The 19081-nt window shown below is 54.4% G+C and carries 19 protein-coding genes and 4 tRNA genes; 6 read left to right on the forward strand and 17 right to left on the reverse strand.

All coding sequences use genetic code 11. The annotated features are described in order from the left end of the window. The first annotated feature begins 106 nt into the window (after nt 1-106). Nucleotides 107-1462 (forward strand): hemolysin family protein, encoded by a 1356-nt coding sequence (locus NQF87_RS03180; RefSeq protein WP_266126955.1) that lies wholly within the window; start codon nt 107-109, stop codon nt 1460-1462. 2 nt (nt 1463-1464) lie between these two features. After that, complete coding sequence (locus NQF87_RS03185) at nt 1465-2049, forward strand: isochorismatase family protein (RefSeq protein ID WP_266126956.1); 585 nt, start codon at nt 1465-1467, stop codon at nt 2047-2049. Between the two features lie 298 nt (nt 2050-2347). Here NQF87_RS03185 and NQF87_RS03190 read toward each other — a convergent pair whose 3' ends face one another. The 12 genes from NQF87_RS03190 to ispH all read right to left on the reverse strand — a co-directional run bounded on the left by NQF87_RS03190 (nt 2348) and on the right by ispH (nt 10426). Beyond that, the gene (locus tag NQF87_RS03190) at nt 2348-3865 is read right to left on the reverse strand and encodes a glucoamylase family protein (protein WP_266126957.1); all 1518 of its coding nucleotides are present in this window, start codon (nt 3863-3865) and stop codon (nt 2348-2350) included. 106 nt (nt 3866-3971) lie between these two features. Continuing rightward, nucleotides 3972-5027 (reverse strand): glycosyltransferase family 32 protein, encoded by a 1056-nt coding sequence (locus tag NQF87_RS03195; protein ID WP_266126958.1) that lies wholly within the window; start codon nt 5025-5027, stop codon nt 3972-3974. Nucleotides 5028-5045: 18 nt separating this feature from the next. Further along, nucleotides 5046-5696 carry a hypothetical protein gene (locus tag NQF87_RS03200; RefSeq protein ID WP_266126959.1) on the reverse strand — a complete coding sequence of 217 codons (651 nt, stop codon included), beginning with the start codon at nt 5694-5696 and terminating at the stop codon, nt 5046-5048. 142 nt (nt 5697-5838) lie between these two features. Continuing rightward, the gene (locus tag NQF87_RS03205) at nt 5839-6468 is read right to left on the reverse strand and encodes a hypothetical protein (RefSeq protein WP_266126960.1); all 630 of its coding nucleotides are present in this window, start codon (nt 6466-6468) and stop codon (nt 5839-5841) included. Between the two features lie 280 nt (nt 6469-6748). Further along, nucleotides 6749-6825 (reverse strand) — tRNA-Arg (locus NQF87_RS03210). Nucleotides 6826-6845: 20 nt separating this feature from the next. Continuing rightward, nucleotides 6846-6922 (reverse strand) — tRNA-Pro (locus tag NQF87_RS03215). Nucleotides 6923-7002: 80 nt separating this feature from the next. Continuing rightward, the gene (gene gpt, locus NQF87_RS03220; RefSeq protein ID WP_266126961.1) at nt 7003-7524 is read right to left on the reverse strand and encodes a xanthine phosphoribosyltransferase; all 522 of its coding nucleotides are present in this window, start codon (nt 7522-7524) and stop codon (nt 7003-7005) included. Between the two features lie 98 nt (nt 7525-7622). Next, nucleotides 7623-7698, reverse strand: a tRNA-Asn gene (locus NQF87_RS03225). 130 nt (nt 7699-7828) lie between these two features. Further along, nucleotides 7829-7904, reverse strand: a tRNA-Asn gene (locus tag NQF87_RS03230). Nucleotides 7905-7974: 70 nt separating this feature from the next. Then, complete coding sequence (rnhA, locus tag NQF87_RS03235; protein WP_266126962.1) at nt 7975-8454, reverse strand: ribonuclease HI; 480 nt, start codon at nt 8452-8454, stop codon at nt 7975-7977. Then, nucleotides 8447-9397, reverse strand: coding sequence for a homoserine kinase (locus NQF87_RS03240; protein ID WP_266126963.1), 951 nt, complete (start codon nt 9395-9397; stop codon nt 8447-8449). Before NQF87_RS03240 ends, rnhA begins: the two co-directional genes overlap by 8 nt. Nucleotides 9398-9403: 6 nt before the next feature. Beyond that, nucleotides 9404-10426: a 4-hydroxy-3-methylbut-2-enyl diphosphate reductase gene (gene ispH / locus NQF87_RS03245; RefSeq protein WP_266126964.1), complete on the reverse strand. Its 1023-nt coding sequence runs from the start codon at nt 10424-10426 to the stop codon at nt 9404-9406. Nucleotides 10427-10585: 159 nt separating this feature from the next. Here ispH and NQF87_RS03250 point away from each other — a divergent pair, with 159 nt between their 5' ends. Then, on the forward strand, nt 10586-11188 hold the full coding sequence (locus NQF87_RS03250; protein ID WP_266126965.1) for a hypothetical protein: 603 nt from the start codon (nt 10586-10588) through the stop codon (nt 11186-11188). A gap of 68 nt (nt 11189-11256) precedes the next feature. Here the strand turns inward: NQF87_RS03250 and NQF87_RS03255 are convergent, their stop codons facing one another. Further along, the gene (locus NQF87_RS03255; RefSeq protein WP_266126966.1) at nt 11257-13176 is read right to left on the reverse strand and encodes a glycosyltransferase family 2 protein; all 1920 of its coding nucleotides are present in this window, start codon (nt 13174-13176) and stop codon (nt 11257-11259) included. Nucleotides 13177-13260: 84 nt separating this feature from the next. On the opposite strand from NQF87_RS03255, the gene NQF87_RS03260 reads away from it, so the two are divergent. Continuing rightward, a complete protein-coding gene (locus NQF87_RS03260) occupies nt 13261-14157 on the forward strand; it encodes a glycosyltransferase family 8 protein (protein WP_266126967.1) in 897 nt (298 codons plus the stop codon). Nucleotides 14158-14190: 33 nt separating this feature from the next. Next, the gene (locus tag NQF87_RS03265) at nt 14191-15627 is read left to right on the forward strand and encodes a glycosyltransferase family 2 protein (RefSeq protein ID WP_266126968.1); all 1437 of its coding nucleotides are present in this window, start codon (nt 14191-14193) and stop codon (nt 15625-15627) included. Between the two features lie 7 nt (nt 15628-15634). On the opposite strand, the gene NQF87_RS03270 is transcribed toward NQF87_RS03265, so the two are convergent. The 3 genes from NQF87_RS03270 to NQF87_RS03280 all read right to left on the reverse strand — a co-directional run bounded on the left by NQF87_RS03270 (nt 15635) and on the right by NQF87_RS03280 (nt 18234). Beyond that, a complete protein-coding gene (locus NQF87_RS03270; RefSeq protein WP_266126969.1) occupies nt 15635-16738 on the reverse strand; it encodes a glycosyltransferase in 1104 nt (367 codons plus the stop codon). A gap of 79 nt (nt 16739-16817) precedes the next feature. Continuing rightward, entirely contained in the window at nt 16818-17429 is a 612-nt protein-coding gene (locus tag NQF87_RS03275; protein WP_266126970.1) for a hypothetical protein, read from the reverse strand. 250 nt (nt 17430-17679) lie between these two features. Beyond that, nucleotides 17680-18234 carry a DUF4142 domain-containing protein gene (locus tag NQF87_RS03280; RefSeq protein WP_266126971.1) on the reverse strand — a complete coding sequence of 185 codons (555 nt, stop codon included), beginning with the start codon at nt 18232-18234 and terminating at the stop codon, nt 17680-17682. Between the two features lie 75 nt (nt 18235-18309). On the opposite strand from NQF87_RS03280, the gene NQF87_RS03285 reads away from it, so the two are divergent. Then, nucleotides 18310-18738, forward strand: coding sequence for a DUF423 domain-containing protein (locus NQF87_RS03285; protein WP_266126972.1), 429 nt, complete (start codon nt 18310-18312; stop codon nt 18736-18738). On the opposite strand, the gene NQF87_RS03290 is transcribed toward NQF87_RS03285, so the two are convergent. Beyond that, nucleotides 18735-18980, reverse strand: coding sequence for a hypothetical protein (locus NQF87_RS03290; protein ID WP_266126973.1), 246 nt, complete (start codon nt 18978-18980; stop codon nt 18735-18737). The two genes, NQF87_RS03285 and NQF87_RS03290, sit on opposite strands and share 4 nt — an antisense overlap. Between the last annotated feature and the right edge of the window lie 101 nt (nt 18981-19081).

The following is a 19081-nucleotide window of genomic DNA, read 5'->3' on the forward strand; positions in this document are numbered from 1 at the left end:
GACAAAATTAATTGTTCCAGATTCATAAAACAATTGAAACCTGCTCCAACTCCATTATCATGCCACCAATAATTGCTGCCTTGGAGGGTGGCCACAGAGAGAGCGCATGCCCACCACATCATCCAATCACCACTCCCTCATCATGCTGGTCGTCGGCCTTCTGGTCACAGTCGTGCTGATCGGGGTATCCATTCTCATTTCCCTCTCCGAAATCTCCTTCGCCGCAGCACGAGAAACCCGTATGCGTGCCCTGGCCGAGGAAGGAGACAAACGGGCACGGGCCTTCCTGCGTCTCCGCCGGAACAGCGGACAGGTCATGACGGCCATCCAGATATGCCTCAATGCCGTGGGTATTCTGGGGGGTGTGGTGGGTGATGCCCTGCTCAGTGAACCTTTTGCTGCTGGCCTGCATTATCTGGGCCTGTCTGCCCCGCTGGCAGACAAGATAGGCTCTTTCAGCTCATTCATTCTGGTGACGGGGCTGTTTGTTCTCTTTGCCGACCTATTGCCCAAGCGCACGGCCATGAACGCCCCGGACAAAATCGCTCTGGCCGTGGGATGGTTCCCTGCCCTGGTCCTCCGGCTTCTTTACCCGGCTGTATGGATTTTCTCCCATATTGCTGACCTGATTCTGAAGCTGCTGCGTATTCCTGCCACGGCAACGGTGGAAGCCGTAACACCGGAAGACCTCCGGGCCATTCTCGCCGCCGGCACGGCCTCGGGTGTCCTGCTGGAGCAGGAACACCAGATGATCCAGAATGTCATGGCCTTGCAGAACCGCTCCGTCACCTCGGCCATGACCCCACGGGATGAAATCGTCTACCTGGATGTCAATGAGAGCCTGGAAAGCCAGCGTGACAAGGTCCGCGTCCGCCCCTACTCCCGCTATCCATTCTGCGATGGATCGCTGGACAAGGTGGTCGGGTCCATCCGTGCGGAAGATGTTCTGGTTGCCGTCGTGGACGAACCCGCCACGCTGACCAACCCGCAGAAAGCCCCCCCCAAACAGATATTCAACATGCGACGGGATGTCCTGTCCCTGCCGGATACGCTGAATCTCTGGGAGACGCTGGCCCAGTTCGATACGCATGGGGCTGGCTTTGCCCTCATCTTCAATGAATACGGGCTGATTGTCGGGCTGATCACCTACAAGGACATCATGGGTGCCCTGATGGACGGACTGGCCAATCCCTTCGAAGAACAGGCCATCGTCCGCCGTGATGATGATTCCTGGCTCATTGATGGAGCCGCCCCCATTCTGGATGTCATCCGGGAGCTGGATATTCCCCTCTTCCACGACAGTGCCGAGTTTGACACGATCGCCGGTTTCATCACGCACCGTCTGCGCCGCATGGCCCGCAAGACGGACCGTATCGAAGTCGCCGGTTTCCGGTTCGAAGTGGTGGATGTTGAGCGGTTCCGCATCAACCAGCTTCTGGTCACCCGGATGAAAAACAGCTGAACATGACCACCATACAGTTCCAGACCAGAGACATTACCTGGCAGGATGCCCTGCTCATCATCGACATGCAGAATGACTTCATGCCCGGTGGTGCCCTGCCTATGTCTGGTGGCCCTGATCTTCTCCCCGTCATCAACCAGCTGAACCGGCTGGAGTTCCGGGCCATCGTGGCTTCACAGGACTGGCACCCCGCTGGACACTGCTCTTTTGAGGAACAGGGTGGCCCCTGGCCAGTTCACTGTCTGGCTGACAGCCGTGGTGCTGCCCTGGTTGGTGGACTGGACCAGAGCCACATCACGCACATCATCCGCAAGGGCATGGCCCTGGATGCTGATTCCAACTCAGCTTTTTATGATGACGCAGAAACGGCCACCGGCCTGACCGCCCTCCTGAAAGGGCTGGGAGTGAAACGGGTTTTCCTGTGCGGTGTTGCGCTGGATGTCTGTGTCATGGCGACAGCCCGCCACGCCATCCAGGACGGATTTGAAACCTTCATCATTCAGAACGCCACCGTCGGCATCAGACCTGTTTCAACCGACCAGATTGAACAGGAAACCGGCATCACCCTCTGTACATTCAGGCAATAATGCATGGCTGGCCATAACCGGTCTGCCCTGCCCATCTCAGCCCGGCGGCTCGACTTCTTCAGCAGGGTTCCACCAGAGCAGCCTTTCTGTCTTCCTCCAGAAAGGCCTAGAGGTAGTCATAATAGGTCTTAATCCCATCTTCTTTCGACTCAAAAGTCTCCCAAAGATTCCCGTGCCCACAGAAATGCTCGATACCTGACCATCCATGTCGTGACAGCACGATTTTGCCCGAAATATGACCGTACCCCTCCCTACAATTAGTCACAGGCGATGTTCCTCCACGTACAAGCATTCAAAATTATTTCCCACACTCGCCTCTACAAAGCCATCCTCCTGTAAAACCCGCCTTCATCAATCCAAATCGAATGTAAGAGTTCCTCTTCATAACATTCCAAACAAATTCACTACGTAAATTCTCGCTCATCAACAAAATCGGCCCTTGATCAATACCTAGCTGCTGGCCATCCACCCAAAAACCATCCTTCACGCGATAACTAGGATTAAAAGCATCCACAAAACCATATTTATTATAAATCATCCCCCCATACCGCCGTTTCATTTCCTCCAGAGAAGGCAGAGTAATTTCTGGCGCAAAAGCGACAGATCCTCCGACAGCCGTAGGAGCGATCGTGCCATCATCCAGCACATAATCACTTCCGGCCCCCCGGGCACTGTACGCCAGAAAATGACGTTTCTCGCCGTCCACTTCCTGCACGCTGTCCCCCGGACCATCCGAAGCTGTCAGCCCCCAGACGGCCCCATCATACCCCTTCCAGTGGCCGGGATTACGCAGCGCATAGTCCCGCTGTGCATAGACGGCTTCCCGGCTGTTCTGGAAATAGTCGTACCCCCGCTGAAGGCTGGCCCTGTCCTGAATATGACGGAAATCCACCCAGCACTCACTATACTGATGCCCGAACAGGGGGGCGAAATTCAGGAAATTATGCCCGTAAAAACTACCTTGCTGCCCCCGCTGCGTCTCTGTCCAGCGGTCCCATAACCCTTCCGGCAGGCCATGTTCCGGTGCTCCCAGAGCCATGATGTAGAGCAGCATTCCTTCGTTATAGCCCTTCCACTGGGCGGACAGGAAATGACCCGGCGGCATCCAGCCCATGCTCAGCCACTCGCTGTCATCACCCCTCATCCAACGCCAGTCCACCCGCCGGTACAGCTGGTCTGCCAGCCTGCGGATTTCCTGCTCCCGTACATCAGAACGGTCATAATAGGACTGTGCGAACAGTACGCCGCCCATCAGCAGGGCCGTATCTATGCTGGAAAGCTCAGACCAGTCCGCCACCCTCAGCCCTGTTTCCGGGTCCAGAAAATGATAGAAAAAGCCATGAGACCCGGCTGTTCCGCTGGTGGCTTCACCCTGTGGCAGAGTCATCAGAAAGCGCAGTGTAGCAAGCGTACGTTCAGCAGCCTGCTGCCGGGTTATGTAGCCCCGCTCCACGCCAATGCCATAAGCCGTCAGGCCAAAGCCCACACTGGCAATACTGGCTGCTCCATTCATCAGGGGGGCACGGTCTGGCACCAGACCATTTCTGGGATTGGCCGTCTCCCAGAACCAGCTGAATGTCCGTTTCTCCAGATCATCCAGAAAGGCCCGATGCTTCTGATCATTCAGGGAAAATACCTCATGAACCTCCCCCGAAGGCACGGCCTTTTCCTGGGACACAGCCGGAGAGCTGAACAGCAGGGGCGAAGCAAAAACCAGAGACAGAAGAGCCTTACCGGCAGAAGGTCGGGACTTTACCCTGGAAAGATGGCCTGTCACGTCATGACGGCCCGACATGAAACGTTCCCTGATCTTCATAATGACTGTCCCCGCCTTCTGCCTGGAGATGGTTTCCACCCTCATGAAAATGCCCTCCTGACAGCCACTTCAACATGATGACGTGACTGCCGGACGGGTTATCATGTCATGAAAAATACCCTTCCGTCACGATGGGCGTATCCACCCTGTAATAATGCTTCTCACCCATCTGATTCTGGTGCTGATGATGATCATCATGTTTTCTGAAAATGCTGTACTGGATACCATTGGACCAGCTATGGATATTCCTGACAATATCCTCATAATGTTTCCTGTATTCATGAACAATCATTGAATACATCAGCGGACCGACGAACCTCAGCACACCATAAGACCCTGTCCCATTGGGGTAAGGCTGATACACCCTGATATTGCACAGAGCCTGCTGGATGATCTTCCTGAGCAGAGGATGACCGGCCGCACAGATGATGTAGTACTGTTCATACTCACCATACGGCATATGCTCTATTTCCAAATGGACCTGCGCACCATGATACCAGCGGGAGAGCAGGAAGCGGTCACCCGGGCGGATGGTCGTATCCAGTGAATGCGTGAAGGACGTTTTTAAGTCAAAATAAACGCCTCCGACAGCATAGAGGCACAGATATCTGAACAAGTCGGCGCGGGCTGCCGGATAATCCGGACTGATCGCTAGATAATAGTGAAGGATGTCTTCGCCGTAATGTTCTTTGATAAAATCCTTTATTTCGTAGAAACCACCTTCCGACCAGAAAGAATATTCATAGCTCTGATTCATGGAAACGACAGAATTTCTGTTTTCCACATAGACCTCCGGGTAAATTCCCGGATTGTCCCTGAAAATTCCCACCTGGTGGATTTTCTTCGAGATATGTTCCGCTTCCTCGATATGTGGGAGAGGTGGCGGAAGAATATCTAGATCAACGTCCCGGAATATTTCGCAACGGTCTACACCCGGCATGTGATGGAGAGCCAAACTGGGAGAAGACGACAGAAACCCCGCATCATTCCTGAAGAAAGTTACGATACCGTCAGCCCGCCATTCGATACTATACCCTGCCCGCTCTAGGTCCTTGTCAGTTGCTGGTGGCGGCGTATCAGCATCATAAAACGCACATAAAAAACGCTGTTCCAGCCCGGCCTGACCACGAACCAGATAACTACCATGAGCAGATACAAACATACCCTAAATTCCCAAATATCAAAAATTAACAGGTCCCAATCTCGTAACAACTAAATTATACGTCCGACCCGACATGAACCCAAAAAACGTAATCAAACTACTTTCTCCTATTTTTAATCGTCCAATTTTTGAAAAGTTCTCTATATTACTTCTTATATTAATTCTTTTCCTGCCAAATCCAGCTGTGAATACTTTCCGTTCTTGAGAATGAACAAATTGAAGATAGTCCACTTCATCACCGCTTTCAGTTTTTATCCTTCCAATTACAGGATCACTTAAAATCAACAAGCCCTCAAAAGCATCCTGCGTAAGAGGAAGAAATTTTTCCCAGTCAGCCACATGTGCTGCCCAACCCGTCCGATTTGTTCCCGGATCTATTGTCACATACGCTTGACGCTCGGCACAATAAAAAGAAACTAGTCCATCCCGCCATGCAAGCAATGACATATGCGGCACATCCAACATATTACCAAAAATATCCCAAACTTTCACCTGACAATCTTTAGGAAATGGATAAGCCCCCATGTAGTAACCACTGACTAAAATACCCTGCAAAGGGATGCGAACTAACTCACTCCAATAATTATTATAACTAATTAAATGCCCGTAACAATCTAAAAACCACACCCTCTCAAAAGAATAAGCCCCCCCTCTCCCACTCATTAACATGTCCTCCTTTATTCTACTCGGAACCAATACCCTTCACCCTGAAGGAATCAACATCGACTGTATCAGTCTACAAAAATACCGCCCCCCTTTTTTAAAGAGGAACGGTAGCACGATACCCTACACACTCTTATAAGCAACTCCTTTAATCAAAAGTCTTTTGACTACGATTAATTACAAGACGTGCAACGTCTCCAAAACTGCTTACCAAAGCAACCTCAACAGACGAACCAACGGGCGCCTGACCAATCTTCGCAAAATTTCTTAAGTTCCGAGAAATAGAAAACGCAAAACCACCCAGCCAAGCAAAATTTCCAACGTTTTCAGCAACAGAAGGCCAGACAAGCACTGGGGCAGGAACCCCATTCATCTTCACTTCACCGTAAGAACGGTCTTGTAAAAGAAAAATACCATCAAGCATTTCCTTCGTTAATAAAATAAACCGCTCCCAATCATATAATTCTACGGAGTTCCAATGTGTATCATGATTCCGAGGATCAATGGAAAAAAATGTCCCCGTATCCTTATCCACGAAACCAAAGACACTCTCACCAGCCTCAACCACTGAAACATCTGGTAAACCCTTCGCCCGCGACGATGCGTATTGGAAAACCACACTCGCCGGCAATTTAAGTGGCCACTCTTCCATTATGTATGTGTCAGGATAATCCCCAGCTCGCAATTGATGCCGTTGTAACGCATCACCTTCCTTAGGCTGAGTAATAATATGGCCAAACCAGTCCATAATCCACAAACGCTGCCGCCCCTCACTCATGGGTCACCTCTCTACAGAATTAAAACATACTCAACGATAACCAAGCCTGAAGACTATCAGAAGTAAACCTAGATAGCCACATTTACGACTCTAAACCTCGCACAACTACCGAAATCGTCAGTTCCTTTAAACTGAACACACTCGGAGAACAGAAACAGGACCAAAAATAAGTCTATTTTACATAAGAGAAAAGAAAAAACACCAAAAACCAGCCCGATAGGAACATAATTCCAATTTATGCTCTACAGCCGTGACACATACACTTCCGAAGAAATCACACTGGTGCGCCCTGCTGGATTCGAACCAGCGACCCACAGCTTAGAAGGCTGTTGCTCTATCCAGCTGAGCTAAGGGCGCTCCTGCCTTGCTGTGCAACGTGGTCGGGGCGCCCGGACTCGAACCGGGGGCCTCCTGTACCCAAAACAGGCGCGCTACCAGGCTGCGCCACGCCCCGACGACGTGAGGCCTTCTTAAAGGGACTCCGCCTCCCAGGCAAGGGCCTTTCTCGGCGCAGAAAGGTGTTTTTTCAAAAAATCACACCGTCCGGTCCTGATTCAGAGGTGGAATGAACTGTGGGGCCATATCCCACGGAAACAGGACCCATGTATCCTGCGGCACCTCCGTCACGAAATGATCCGCATGGGGCCGCCCATCCGGCTTGGCATAGAGGCAGGCAAACACGGCCTTCGGCAGCATCCTGCGCACATACCGGGCCGTCACGCCTGAATCCACAAGGTCATCCACGATGAGAAAGCCTTCACCATCACCGGCGGCCGCTGCCGCCTTCAGCAGCTCCGGCTCCTGCTGCGTCCCTTCCTCACCCGCATAACTGGCAACGGAGATGCTCTCTATCAGGCGACAGCCCAGCTCCCGCCCCAGAATGGCCGCCGGGATCAGGCCACCCCGTGTAATGGCCACGATCCCACGGAAGGGGGAACAGTCACGCAGCAGCGTCGCCGCCAGAAGACGGGCATCGCAATGCATCTGGTCCCACGTCACCGTGGCATATGTGATGGTCTTTTCATTCCGTGTCTGTACTGTGCCTGTCATGGCCATGCCGCTTTCCATGAAAATCCGATCCGTCAGACTGGGATATACCATGCGGCAGACACAAAAAAAGCCCGCACCAGAATGGCCGGACTTAAAAGAAAAACTGGCTCCCGAAGTAGGACTCGAACCTACGACCCAGCGATTAACAGTCGCTTGCTCTACCAACTGAGCTATTCGGGATCAGCTGAGGCCTATTTACCCAAACTCCCCGGCGAGGTAAAGACCCTTTTTTCAGGAAACTGGAAAAATATGTCCACCAGCAGACACAAAAAAAGCCCGCACCAGAATGGCCGGACCTGAAAGAAAAAGCTGGCTCCCGAAGTAGGACTCGAACCTACGACCCAGCGATTAACAGTCGCTTGCTCTACCAACTGAGCTATTCGGGATCAGCCGGAGCCTGTCTACCCAAACTTCCCGGAGAGGTAAAGGCCCTGAATGCATTTTCCGGAAAGAAAACTACAGTCCGGCTTCCAGTTCCTCACGGCCTTCAGTGGCCAGCTGATCCACACGGTCATTCTCTTCATGGCCTGAATGGCCTTTCACCCAGTGCCATTCCACCTCATGCTGTTTTGCGGCCTCCAGAATACGTCGCCACAGATCCATGTTGGCTACGGGGTCCCCTGCCGTATTGCGCCAGTTACGCCGTACCCAGCCCGTATGCCAGCGTGTGATGCCATTCCGCAGATAGGCACTGTCCGTATAGAGATTGACCACGCAGGGGCGTGTCAGTGTTTCCAGCGCAACGGCCGCTGCCGTGAGTTCCATGCGGTTATTGGTCGTGTCCGCTTCACCGCCCTTCATGGTGCGCTCATGCCCCCGACAGCGCAGAAGAACACCCCACCCTCCCGGTCCGGGGTTCGGTTTGCAGCCACCATCCGTCCAGATATCGACCCGTGTCGTCGGGGATACTGTTTCACCTTCTGATCTGTCAGACATGAGAGGCTTCCTGAAAATGAAGAAGCCGCCGCTGATAGGCCCAGGGGTCTTTCCGGGTCACGAGGGCACCGGCAGGCGTATGGACCCAGTCATAAAGGCGGGTCAGCAGGAAACGCATGGCGGCTCCCTGGCAGAGAACCGGCAGAGCCTCACGCTCCGCCACGGTCAGCGGGCGGACCTGCTCATAGCCCCGCAGAAGAGCCTCAGCCCTGTCCTGCTGGTAATGCCGGTCATCCCTGAAGCACCAGGCATTCAGGCAGATGGCCAGATCATAGGCAAGGAAGTCCGTGCAGGCGAAATAGAAATCAATGACGCCGGACAGACGGCCATTCTGAAAAAAAACGTTATCGGCAAACAGGTCCGCATGAATCTGCCCACGGGGCAGACTGTCCACGCCCGGCCATGAATCAACGATGGCCGTCAGGGCCGTCCCTGTTCCAGAGATCAGGGCAGCAACCCTGTCATCGCCACCATCCGTGCAGCGGGAAAACAGCTCACCCCACCCTTCAGGGGCCAGAGCATTAGGGCGTTCTGCCCGGTAGTCACGCCCCGCCTCATGCAGACGGGCCAGACTGCACCCGACCTGTTCACAGGCTTCCGGTGTGATCTCATCCAGAGAACGGCCATTCAGGAAACTGACCATGATGGCCGGACGCCCAGCCAGCGTCCGCAACGCCCTGCCGTCCTTCGCCATGATGGGCTGGGGGCAGGCAATGCCCTTCTCCGCCAGATGGGTCATCAGACCCAGAAACCAGGGCAGTTCCTCGGGATTCATGCGTTTCTCGAACAGCGTCAGAATGAAACGGTCCCGTGTCGTCTCGACCAGAAAATTGCTGTTCTCGATCCCTTCCGCAATCCCGGTGTAAGAACGGAGTTCCCCCACTTCATATGAAGAGAGGAAGTCCCGCAGGACCTCCTCTTTCAGTTCCGTATAAACGGCCATGACAGATCAGACCGCATCGGAGAGCGGGTGCGGAAGGCGGAAATTGATGTTTTCCTCCTTCACGATGCGCTCCTCGATCGTGACATCATAACGGACGGAAAGCTGCTCGATCATCTCCTGCACGAGGCTTTCCGGTGCGGAGGCACCAGCACTCATGCCCAGTGTCTTCACCCCTTCCAGCTCGCTCCAGTCCATGTCCGATACCTTGGGGACCAGCAGGGCACGTTTTGCGAGGGACCGTTCGGCCACTTCACGCAGACGCTGGGAATTGGAAGAATTCGGAGAGCCAATGACGATCACCAGATCACACTCCGCTGCCAGTTCCTTGACAGCCATCTGGCGGTTGGTCGTGGCATAGCAGATGTCTTCCCGGCGTGGCCCCACGATGTTGGGGAAACGGGAACGCAGGATGTCCACGATCTCGGCCGTATCATCAACGGACAGGGTCGTCTGGGTGATGAAGGCCAGACGGTTCACATCCGCAGGCTGGACCTCGGCTGCCTCCTTGGCATCATTGATCAGCGTGACGGCTCCTGGTGGCAGCTGCCCCATGGTGCCCACAACCTCGGGATGACCGGCATGACCGATCATCAGGATATGACGCTGCTCCGGGCCGCCCCCGGCAAAGTGACGCTCCGCCTCACGGTGAACCTTGGAGACGAGCGGGCATGTGGCATCAAGATAGAGCAGGTTGCGGCGCTGCGCTTCTGCCGGAACGGATTTGGGCACACCATGTGCTGAAAACACCACGTGACCATCCGGCGGAACCTCATCCAGCTCCTCCACGAAAATGGCACCCTTGGCTTCCAGCCCTTCCACGACCGTGCGGTTATGAACGATCTCGTGGCGGACATAAACCGGTGCCCCATAACGGCGCAATGCCTCCTCGACCACGCGGATGGCCCGGTCGACCCCGGCACAGAAACCACGCGGACCCGCCAGAAGAATCTTCAGTGGCGGCTTTCCGGCTGCTAATTCTGCTCCGGGGACGGCAGAGTTGGAGGTTACAGGCGTCGTCTGTTCTGACATAATCTTCCCCAGGCAGGCGATGAACATATTGAACGGTCCGGTGATGCCTCATACAAGGATATAAGCTATCCAGCATCACCGCTCTGTGCCCCTATATCGTCCGTATTGCCGTCTGCTGCAATGTCCTGCACCATTTTCTTGTGGAGTTTTCTGAGTCCGATGCCCGCATTCTCCCTCTCTTCCCGCATCTTTTCCCGCCTTGTGGCGGGCCTCGGCTCTCTCATGCTGGCTGGTCTGCTCAGCGGGTGTGAAGAAGCGGACACCACACATACATTTGCCCCCGCCTGCCCCAGATTTGACATCCCCGGCCAGGTGGCGGACCGCATCACGTATGATGGAAAAGGCCTGGATGCTGCCCACCGTCTGACCTCCACCCACATACTGGCCGTACAGGGTGACTGCCGTACCGGCCCCCAGGATGAGCAGAAACGCCCCATGACCCGTGTCCGCATCAGCCTGAATCTTCAGCTGGAACGTGGCCCTGCCGCCACTGATGATACGGTGACCGTACCTTACTTCGTCGCCATCATTCAGGATGGAGCCATCGTCGACAAGAAAATCTTCACCGAGACCATCAACCTGCCGCCCACCGTCTCCATCAGCCGCAGCAGCACGCCCCTGCGCTTCATCGACATACCGACCGGCAACAACCCGCAGATCAGCCCTTACTCCATGGCGATCGGCCTCCAGCTGAATCATCCCGAGCTGGACTATAACCGCAGCCATCTGCGGGCTGCCCAGTTCCATGAGCATGTACAGTGAGCCATCACATCCCACGGCCCTGAACTGAAAAAGGCCCCTCCGATCTGGAGGGGCCTTTTTTCATGTCGTCATATCTGATGCAGTGGAATGCTGCCCTGCTTCTCCTCAGTCAGAGGATCAAGCACATACCGCCATTCCTCTTTCAGGCGGGAAGCGACATCCGCTTCTTCCACCATGTCCAGCAGGGCCAGAAGACGCTCCTGCCAGGTTTCACGCACGGTGTTCTCGGCATGGGCAATGCTGCTGATGCTCCGCAGCCTGGCCAGTTCATCAAACAGGGCCTCGGCCCGGACCAGAATTTTGTCATTCCGCCCCTCATGCGGGTCGTTCATCTGGCAGATGAACGCATTGGCCCAGTAGTCAGCATAACGCTCCACACCGAAGGACATGGCCCCATCCAGCCCGCTGTTGCGGGCATATTTCCAGACCCATTCGATGATCGACTTGTAGTAATAATGGGAGATGTAGATGTCCTCATAATTACCGTGGTCGGCAAAAGCGGGATCGACCCCGATGCCCGGCGGCGGGTTGCGGTAACCATGAATGGAACCGTCGGTCAGACGGTACGTGAAACGCTCAGCTCCCACCCAGATCGGATGGTGAGGCCGGGACTGGATCGCCCGTCCCGGACGGACGGCGGACTTGACGAGACGCCAGCCCTCACCAATGCCCCCCTGTGAAACGATCTTCTGGTTGCGCTGCGTCAGCGGCTTGGTCAGGTCCGCCAGCCCGTTCCGGTTGACCTCGGAGGCCACGAACTTCCAGTTCAGGGCGATGGCGTCACTCTCCCAGCGGGAGAACGCCTGGAGATAGTCACCCACCATACGGTAGGATGGGGCCAGAGTGATGAACTCGTCACCATCCAGAATGAAGCACCACTCATAATCCAGAATGTTCGGCAGAATGTTCAGCCCATGCCCATAGGCCTTCATCTGGGCGGACATGCCCGGCGCAACCGGGTTCTCGATGAAGGTGATGACCCCCTCATCATGCAGTGCCTTCAGCAGCAGATCGGAGCGGTCATTATTGTCATTGCTGTAGATGAAGAAATGATCGACCCCGATGCTCCTGTGGTAGGCAAGCCACTCCAGAACATAGATGCCCTCATTACGGATGGTGGACATGATGCAGACACGCTTGCGTGGCTGTATGCTGGCCCGGGCCGTATGCAGGGTTGCCTGGGCAAAACCGGCCGGCGCATCCGGCTGCCCATAGGTCAGGACGGCATCACCCAGCGGGCAGCCCCGTTCTTCGGCCGGGTAGCTGTCCCTGTCCTTCGCCCAGCGGGCAAGGCAGTCCCAGCCATCCCGCCAGACCGTATCCCCGACACAGCGGAGGAAAACGTCACGCAGCGGAGCCTGGTCCAGCAGTGCCTTCCCCATATCCCGGATGACGGCCCATGAGGCTACCGGCACCATGGAGTCCAGCAGCCAGCCCAGATAAGGTCCTTCATAATGGCTGATCAGGGTTTCAAAATGGTCGACGGACGGAAAGGCCGTGAAATGAGCCGCCATGTCCTCACCGAACTGGCGCAGCTCTTCAGTCGCCGCCACTTCGTGCAGCTGGAAATGCTCCCACCCCAGCATATGGCTGCAATCACCGATGAACTCATTAACACCGCTGTTGCTGTTCCAGGGCTGGGCCGTACAGCAATGGCTTGGCTTCAGAAGATTCCGGAGACCGATGCGCCGTTCATAGCCGATGATGTCGACACGACGGAACGGCAGCACCGCCCCCTTGTAAGAAAAATGCTTGACCCAGAGAACGGGCAGCACCGTCCCTTCCGCCTCCGGAGCGGCAATAAGGAACACATAGTCAGGATGACCGGGCAACGTCATCGCCAGCAAAGGAATATAGAGAGGCTCGCCCTGCTCGTCCCGACGAACCATCTCGTCAGGGCGAACGTGACATATTCCGTAATCCTTGCATCTAACAGCCAGCCAGCCCTGATGCCCTGTTTCCACATAGTGAAAAACAACTTCAGCCATCTCTACATCCCTTTGCACGCTGTTGCCTCCCCCCCCGGAAACTTCTATATTGCTGGACCGTCTGTTAAATAATCTGGTTGGGTTATGCAAATCGTTCTTCCACCTCCGGCGGGATTTATACCACTTGCTCTACCTCTTGCTGAGCATAACGCCACCAACGCTTATGCTACCGCTCTTTCGGGGGTCAATCACCTTCTCCCGGGAGTAAAAGTAGCCCTCTATATGTTATATGAAAATATATCCGACCATACCATGATCACGGGACGCCGCCTTTTTGCCAACGAGCAGTCTCAAATTCACTTTGTAAACGTATCAGAGTGGATGACAACTTATAAACCTACTCACCTTGAAACAACCGACCGCACGGTCTTCTATCGTTTAGCCATTCCAACTCTGTTCGCTAGATTTCCTCGTATTATCTATGTAGATGATGATATTTTTTTCAAAGCATGTCCAAGCCTACTATACTATAGCGTCCCCCGCACAGCACAGATCGGTGCCACCAGAGATCTATTACTCATTCCTGCACAAACGAGCGGCTTCCACATCCCGGAGGTTATTGCTGGTGGTGCTCAACTTATTGACTATCATCGTGGAGCTCTAGGAGTCTTAAAATCTGATGATTATTTCCAAGACGGAATTTTAATATTCAACACGCTGACAATCAATTCGTCCCAAGCAGAAGAATGCGGACAGCTATGTAACACGCTATTCTGGATGAATGAACAAGATATACTAAACCGTGTCTTTTACAGCCATGTCCACTTTATTCATCAAAACTGGAATGTTTGTTGCGGACCCGGTTGCGCTGAAGCTAGCCAGCTTCTTCCTACTTCATGGAAAAACATATACGATGAAGGATTAGTTAACCCTTTTGCTGTTCATTTTACTGGTTCTCCCAAACCATGGAACGGCTGGAACGGCCCTTATGCAGAGCAATTTAGGCAATTGTTCGATAATGTGTCCAAAGTTGCTCTCTAACCTCCCTTCACCACTCACTTGACAAGGTGCCTTATGACTGGAAAACTAGGTATCGGTATCATTACGTACAATCGTAAAGATGCTCTTCAAAATGTTATCGCCAGCATCAAAAGCCATACCAGCACAGCTCATGAACTCATCGTTGCTGATGATGGGTCCACTGATGGAACGCCAGACTTACTAAAACAAAAAAACATCCCCCATATTACTGGGCGTAACAAAGGCATCTCATGGAACCGCAATCGTGTCCTCTGGTATCTCAAAGAGGAAAAGCTATGTGACTGGATCATCATTCTTGAAGACGACTGTTTCCCAACCATCTTCGGTTGGGAACGACCTTGGGTCAACGCCATTGAGCGTTATGGCCACGTCAACTTTATGCCAGAAATCACTATAGAAATTGATAATGACATTTCATCAGGAGATGGCACTCCCGAAAACCCCTTTATTGCCCCCATGCATCAAGCACTCTGCGTCGGTTATCATGCTAAGGCATTAGCTTATGTTGGCTATCTAGATATCCGATTTGAAAAGTATGGCGAAGAGCATGTCGAACATACTCAACGTTTTCTTCGCGCAGGATATGGTGGGCTGTCTCAACATCTTAGCCCTGAACGTGGACAACTCTTCTATCTAAGAGGCGGTCTAGATACCTTACCCTCCCACAGCCATGGTAGTCACGAATTGGCTATGCGCAACAGAGCCATACATGACACTATTCGCCATGAACCTCTCTACCGTCATCCTTGGCGTACCGATGAAGAAATGTTCGAATTCAGGGAAGAAATCAGTAGAGTTTGGCCCGGTCCCATGCCTACACTAGAAGGCGAGACACAGCTGTTCGACGGCATTATTTCACTAGGAGGAGATGAAATAGTCAATCAGGCCATAGAAGCCCATTATGGTCGTACTGGTTCAAGGCTTTTCGACCAGTTCCTCACACCATTCCATACATTGATCTCACTATTTCAACATGATTTTTCCGAGCTGCTTTCAACAAAATGCCTCTATGGTCATCACAATGCCCTGCGCTGCCGGGATACGCTGCTTGTCTATCACAACTGTCTGGAAAAACAGGCAGGGGAACATACCTCCGTGGAAATGTTCCACGCCCAGCTCCCCCTGTTACGGCACCGGTTCCATACCATGATTCAAGAGATTGACAGTCTCTGCCACAGGTCGCAGCGGGTACTGTTTGTCCGCAGCTGGCGGGACAGTCTTTTCTATGCCGGGCAGCATCGTCCGGCCCACGTTGCCAGTGCCAGTTTCCAGACCCTGGTGGAGGCGATTGCCGCCCGCTATCCATCTCTGGATTTCAGGGTGATGTTCGTCAATTTCGGCAAGGACCACGTTGCCGACAGCCGCATGATCTTCGCCAATACGGACACGCCTGATACATGCTCCAGAGACGAAGAACTGGCCGGATGGGGCCGCATGTTCTCCGACTACAGGATCGGCCTGACCCCCTGAAAGGATTTCACAGGCCTGTCAGATAACGCCACGCATGGACATCCTCTGGCAGCGTCCCCAGGGTCTGCCCCATGATGTAATCGGCCACGGCACATTCATTGAACAGGGCATGATACCGCTGCCACCCGGCCCGGGCGACCTCCCTGCGGGCCTGAGGAGCCTTGTGATACTGGCCGATCAGCTCCACCAGCTCATCCAGACTGCTGAAAAAGGTCATTTCCTGATCGGAGAACAGACTGTCATACCCTGTCTGCCGTTCCATGAAGACCAGCTGACCATTGCCGACCATCTGGGCCAGACGATCCGAACTGTACAGGTAATAATCCGCACGTCGGCTGATGTTCAGGCCCATGGCGGCCTGTTCCAGCAGGGTGCCATAGGCAGCCCCACTGACATAAGGCTGCCCCCTCACCCCCGCATAGGCAAAGCGTACTGAGGGCGGCAGCCTTTCTTCCAGAAGCTCACAGAAATCATCCATGTCCCAGTCCTGCCCACAGATGGTCCGTAGCCGGGCCGGATTTCCACAGGAATAGAAAATATCCGCTTCAGGATAGGCCAGAGCGAAGGCCTGCCCCCGTTCAACACTGCGGTCCACCGGGTTGGGCAGAAAAGCGACCCGCCCCTTGTCCCCCACGATCTGCCGCACGACCGGCCCCGCCGTGGAGATGAAACTGACATCCACGACCTGATGACGGGCCGCGAAATCCCGTGCATTATCCTTGACGAACAGGGCATCAACATTCCACTGCGCCACGACCATGCCGGGCTGCTGACGGCGCAGCTCATCAATGACGGAAGGCGGGATCATGTATCCATGCCCCAGGAGCAGGATATCGGGCGCACTGAAGGCCAGAAACTCCTTCAGGGCACGGAAAAGATGATGCCGCCCCATCCTGCGGCTGCCAAACCAGCCACCGGTACGGGCCACATCCCTGTAGGAAAAGTCGATGACATGATGGCCATTCCGTATCAGGCCATTGGAGAGCTTGCCACCCACGCTGAACTGGCTGGGAGCCTTCCGTTTCAGGCTGAAGAAAAAATCCCCGACATGAACGATCTTCAGCGGACGGGAGGCCTGCCATTCCCTTCCATGCCAGAGTCCATCAGTCATTCCAGACACTCCGTCAATAACGCCGCCCGCCATGCCCCTCCCTACAGCAGGGCGGAAATCGCCATCACGGCATGATCGGTCAGTCTGTCCACCATTGCACAGGTGCCGGCTCCTGACCATCATCTTCCATCTCAGCGGAAGCTGTCTTCACCCTGGCGGGTGCCGCCACACGGCGGGTCTTCTGCTCACGGACCCGATGCAGCTCCGCCCGGAGGCGCAGGATGCTGTCATCACGCTGCTGGATGGCCTTCTTTCCCTCTTCCACCTGAAGACGCAGATGCGTCATCTGGGTGTTCACGGCACGGATGCGCTCATTCAAGGCCGCCAGCTCGGTCTCCGCATCATGCGCCCGCCGTCTTTCACGCTGCAGGCTCTGCTTCAGCCTTTCCTGCTCCTGTCCGACTTCCGCCGCAACGGCCATACGGCTGACATTCCGCTTCTGCGAAGGACGGCCGAGAGACTGATGCTCCACGACGACCGTATCATCCCCGGCAAAACGGCGGCGACGGGGCGTTGGCTGAAGGGGCCGCCCGCGGGAGACGGTTCGCCCCCTGCCGATGCTGCCACCATGATTCTGCTGTGACGGGGCATCCACGCTTTCCTGAGCGACCGACACTCCCCTGCTGCCCATTCCCATCCTGTCCAGTGCCTCACGGAGGGAATGTTCGTTCAGATAAGACTCATCCTGCATTTTCTATAATTCAACAATCGTAACAAAGCGATACACCATAAAACCCGTCTCTCTTCTATTCCGGAGCATTTACTCCTACTGCCTCATGATAATGGAAGAAGCAGGATATTTGTGGAAACCGACAGAATGACAGGTCTTTTACTCCCGATGACCAAGTCATGTAACACACCATCAAGAAAGCGTCAAAATTATGACAAAATCATGAAGTGGAAGAACTCTCTGCTGCCATCTTCATTTATCCCGCCGGAATTCAGCGATTTTTCAGGCCGATCCCCTGCTCCCGGCTCCGTTCCAGCAGCTCCAGAGCAGCTCCTGCCAGACTTTTCATATCTGCCGTGCTTCCATTTTTCTTTGCCTGTCCCAGTGCAGCCCTTTCCTTGACTGTAGAGGCATGTATCAGCGCATACAGAAAATTCCGGTTAAAAGACCGGCCATAAAGTCTGCCCAATACAGCCAGCCGGTTCTTTTCCGTGGCAGACTGTGCATCAGACAGTGACAGGGTATAGATGCCAGCCATTTTCTGGGCTGCCGTATATGTCTTGTCGTAATCCTTGGCCTGCTGGGCCGCAAAACCCCGGATCAGCTCGTCATCGCTGTGCAGTGCCGCCAGCCCCGTCACGGCCTTCATGTAAGCGGAGCGGGCGTTGATCTGCTGTAACAGGGACACGTCATCAGCCGACAGTTTCGGCGTGGGCGGTGACACGGGGCCTTTGGGCAAGGGAGGTACCCGTGGAGCAGGCGGCGGCGTAAGGCCACAGCCCCCCAGAGACAGGAGCACAATACAGGCTACATGATGCAATTTCATACGGCTTCCCTCTTCTCATCCTTCCGGGCAGCTGAGACAATGCCCTGACTTTCATCCAGCCGGGTTATAACCACTATGCTCCCCCACGACAGACCAATTCCCTCCCGCATGGCGTTTTTCCTGAAAGCCCTGTTTGCTCTGGGAGCACTCTATGCCGGTCTGGCCGTAGCCTGTCAGGCCATGGCCACACATCTGCCCAATACGGTCTTTCCCGTCCCTGATGGAAGACGCATGATGCACATGGCCGCCGACATTGCCCTCTGGCACGGTATTGCCCTCTGTGCCCTGTCACTGGGAAGCCGGCAGCTTCACCCGTTACGTCTCACCATCGGCTGCGCCGGACTGGCCCTTGGTACCGCCCTGTTCAGCATTCCCGTCACACTGCACGGATTCGGCATTCTCTTTACCGCCCGGCTGGCCCCTCTGGGAGGAACGCTGATCATTCTTTCCTGGTTCTGCGTTGCGTCCGCAGCCCTGTTCCGTGCCCGTCGGTCCCGGCCTTAACGCCGGAAGTGACGGAGAACCCACAGCCCCAGAATCTGGACCAGCAGGGCCAGACAAAAGCAGGACAGCACGATCCCCACAAGGATCAGCTGTTCCCGCCCCAAGGCCGTTTCCACATGGAAAAGACCATAGAGCCACTGCCAGACGGATGTCCCGACAAGATACTGCATGAGATGGGTTGCAGGCTGGTAGAATCGTACCAGTACAAGGAAAATGAAAGTAAGCCCCAGCAGAACGACCATCCTCCCCAATGTTGAGAAGACCGATATCTCCTTCCGTGAAGAGGTGTAAAAAATTGGCCGTTTCCGTCTTACCACAAGCACATCATCCTTCTTAAAGTGAG

Origin of the sequence: Bombella dulcis, from assembly GCF_026385505.1 — a bacterium.
In the GTDB taxonomy this organism is placed as follows: domain Bacteria; phylum Pseudomonadota; class Alphaproteobacteria; order Acetobacterales; family Acetobacteraceae; genus Bombella; species Bombella dulcis.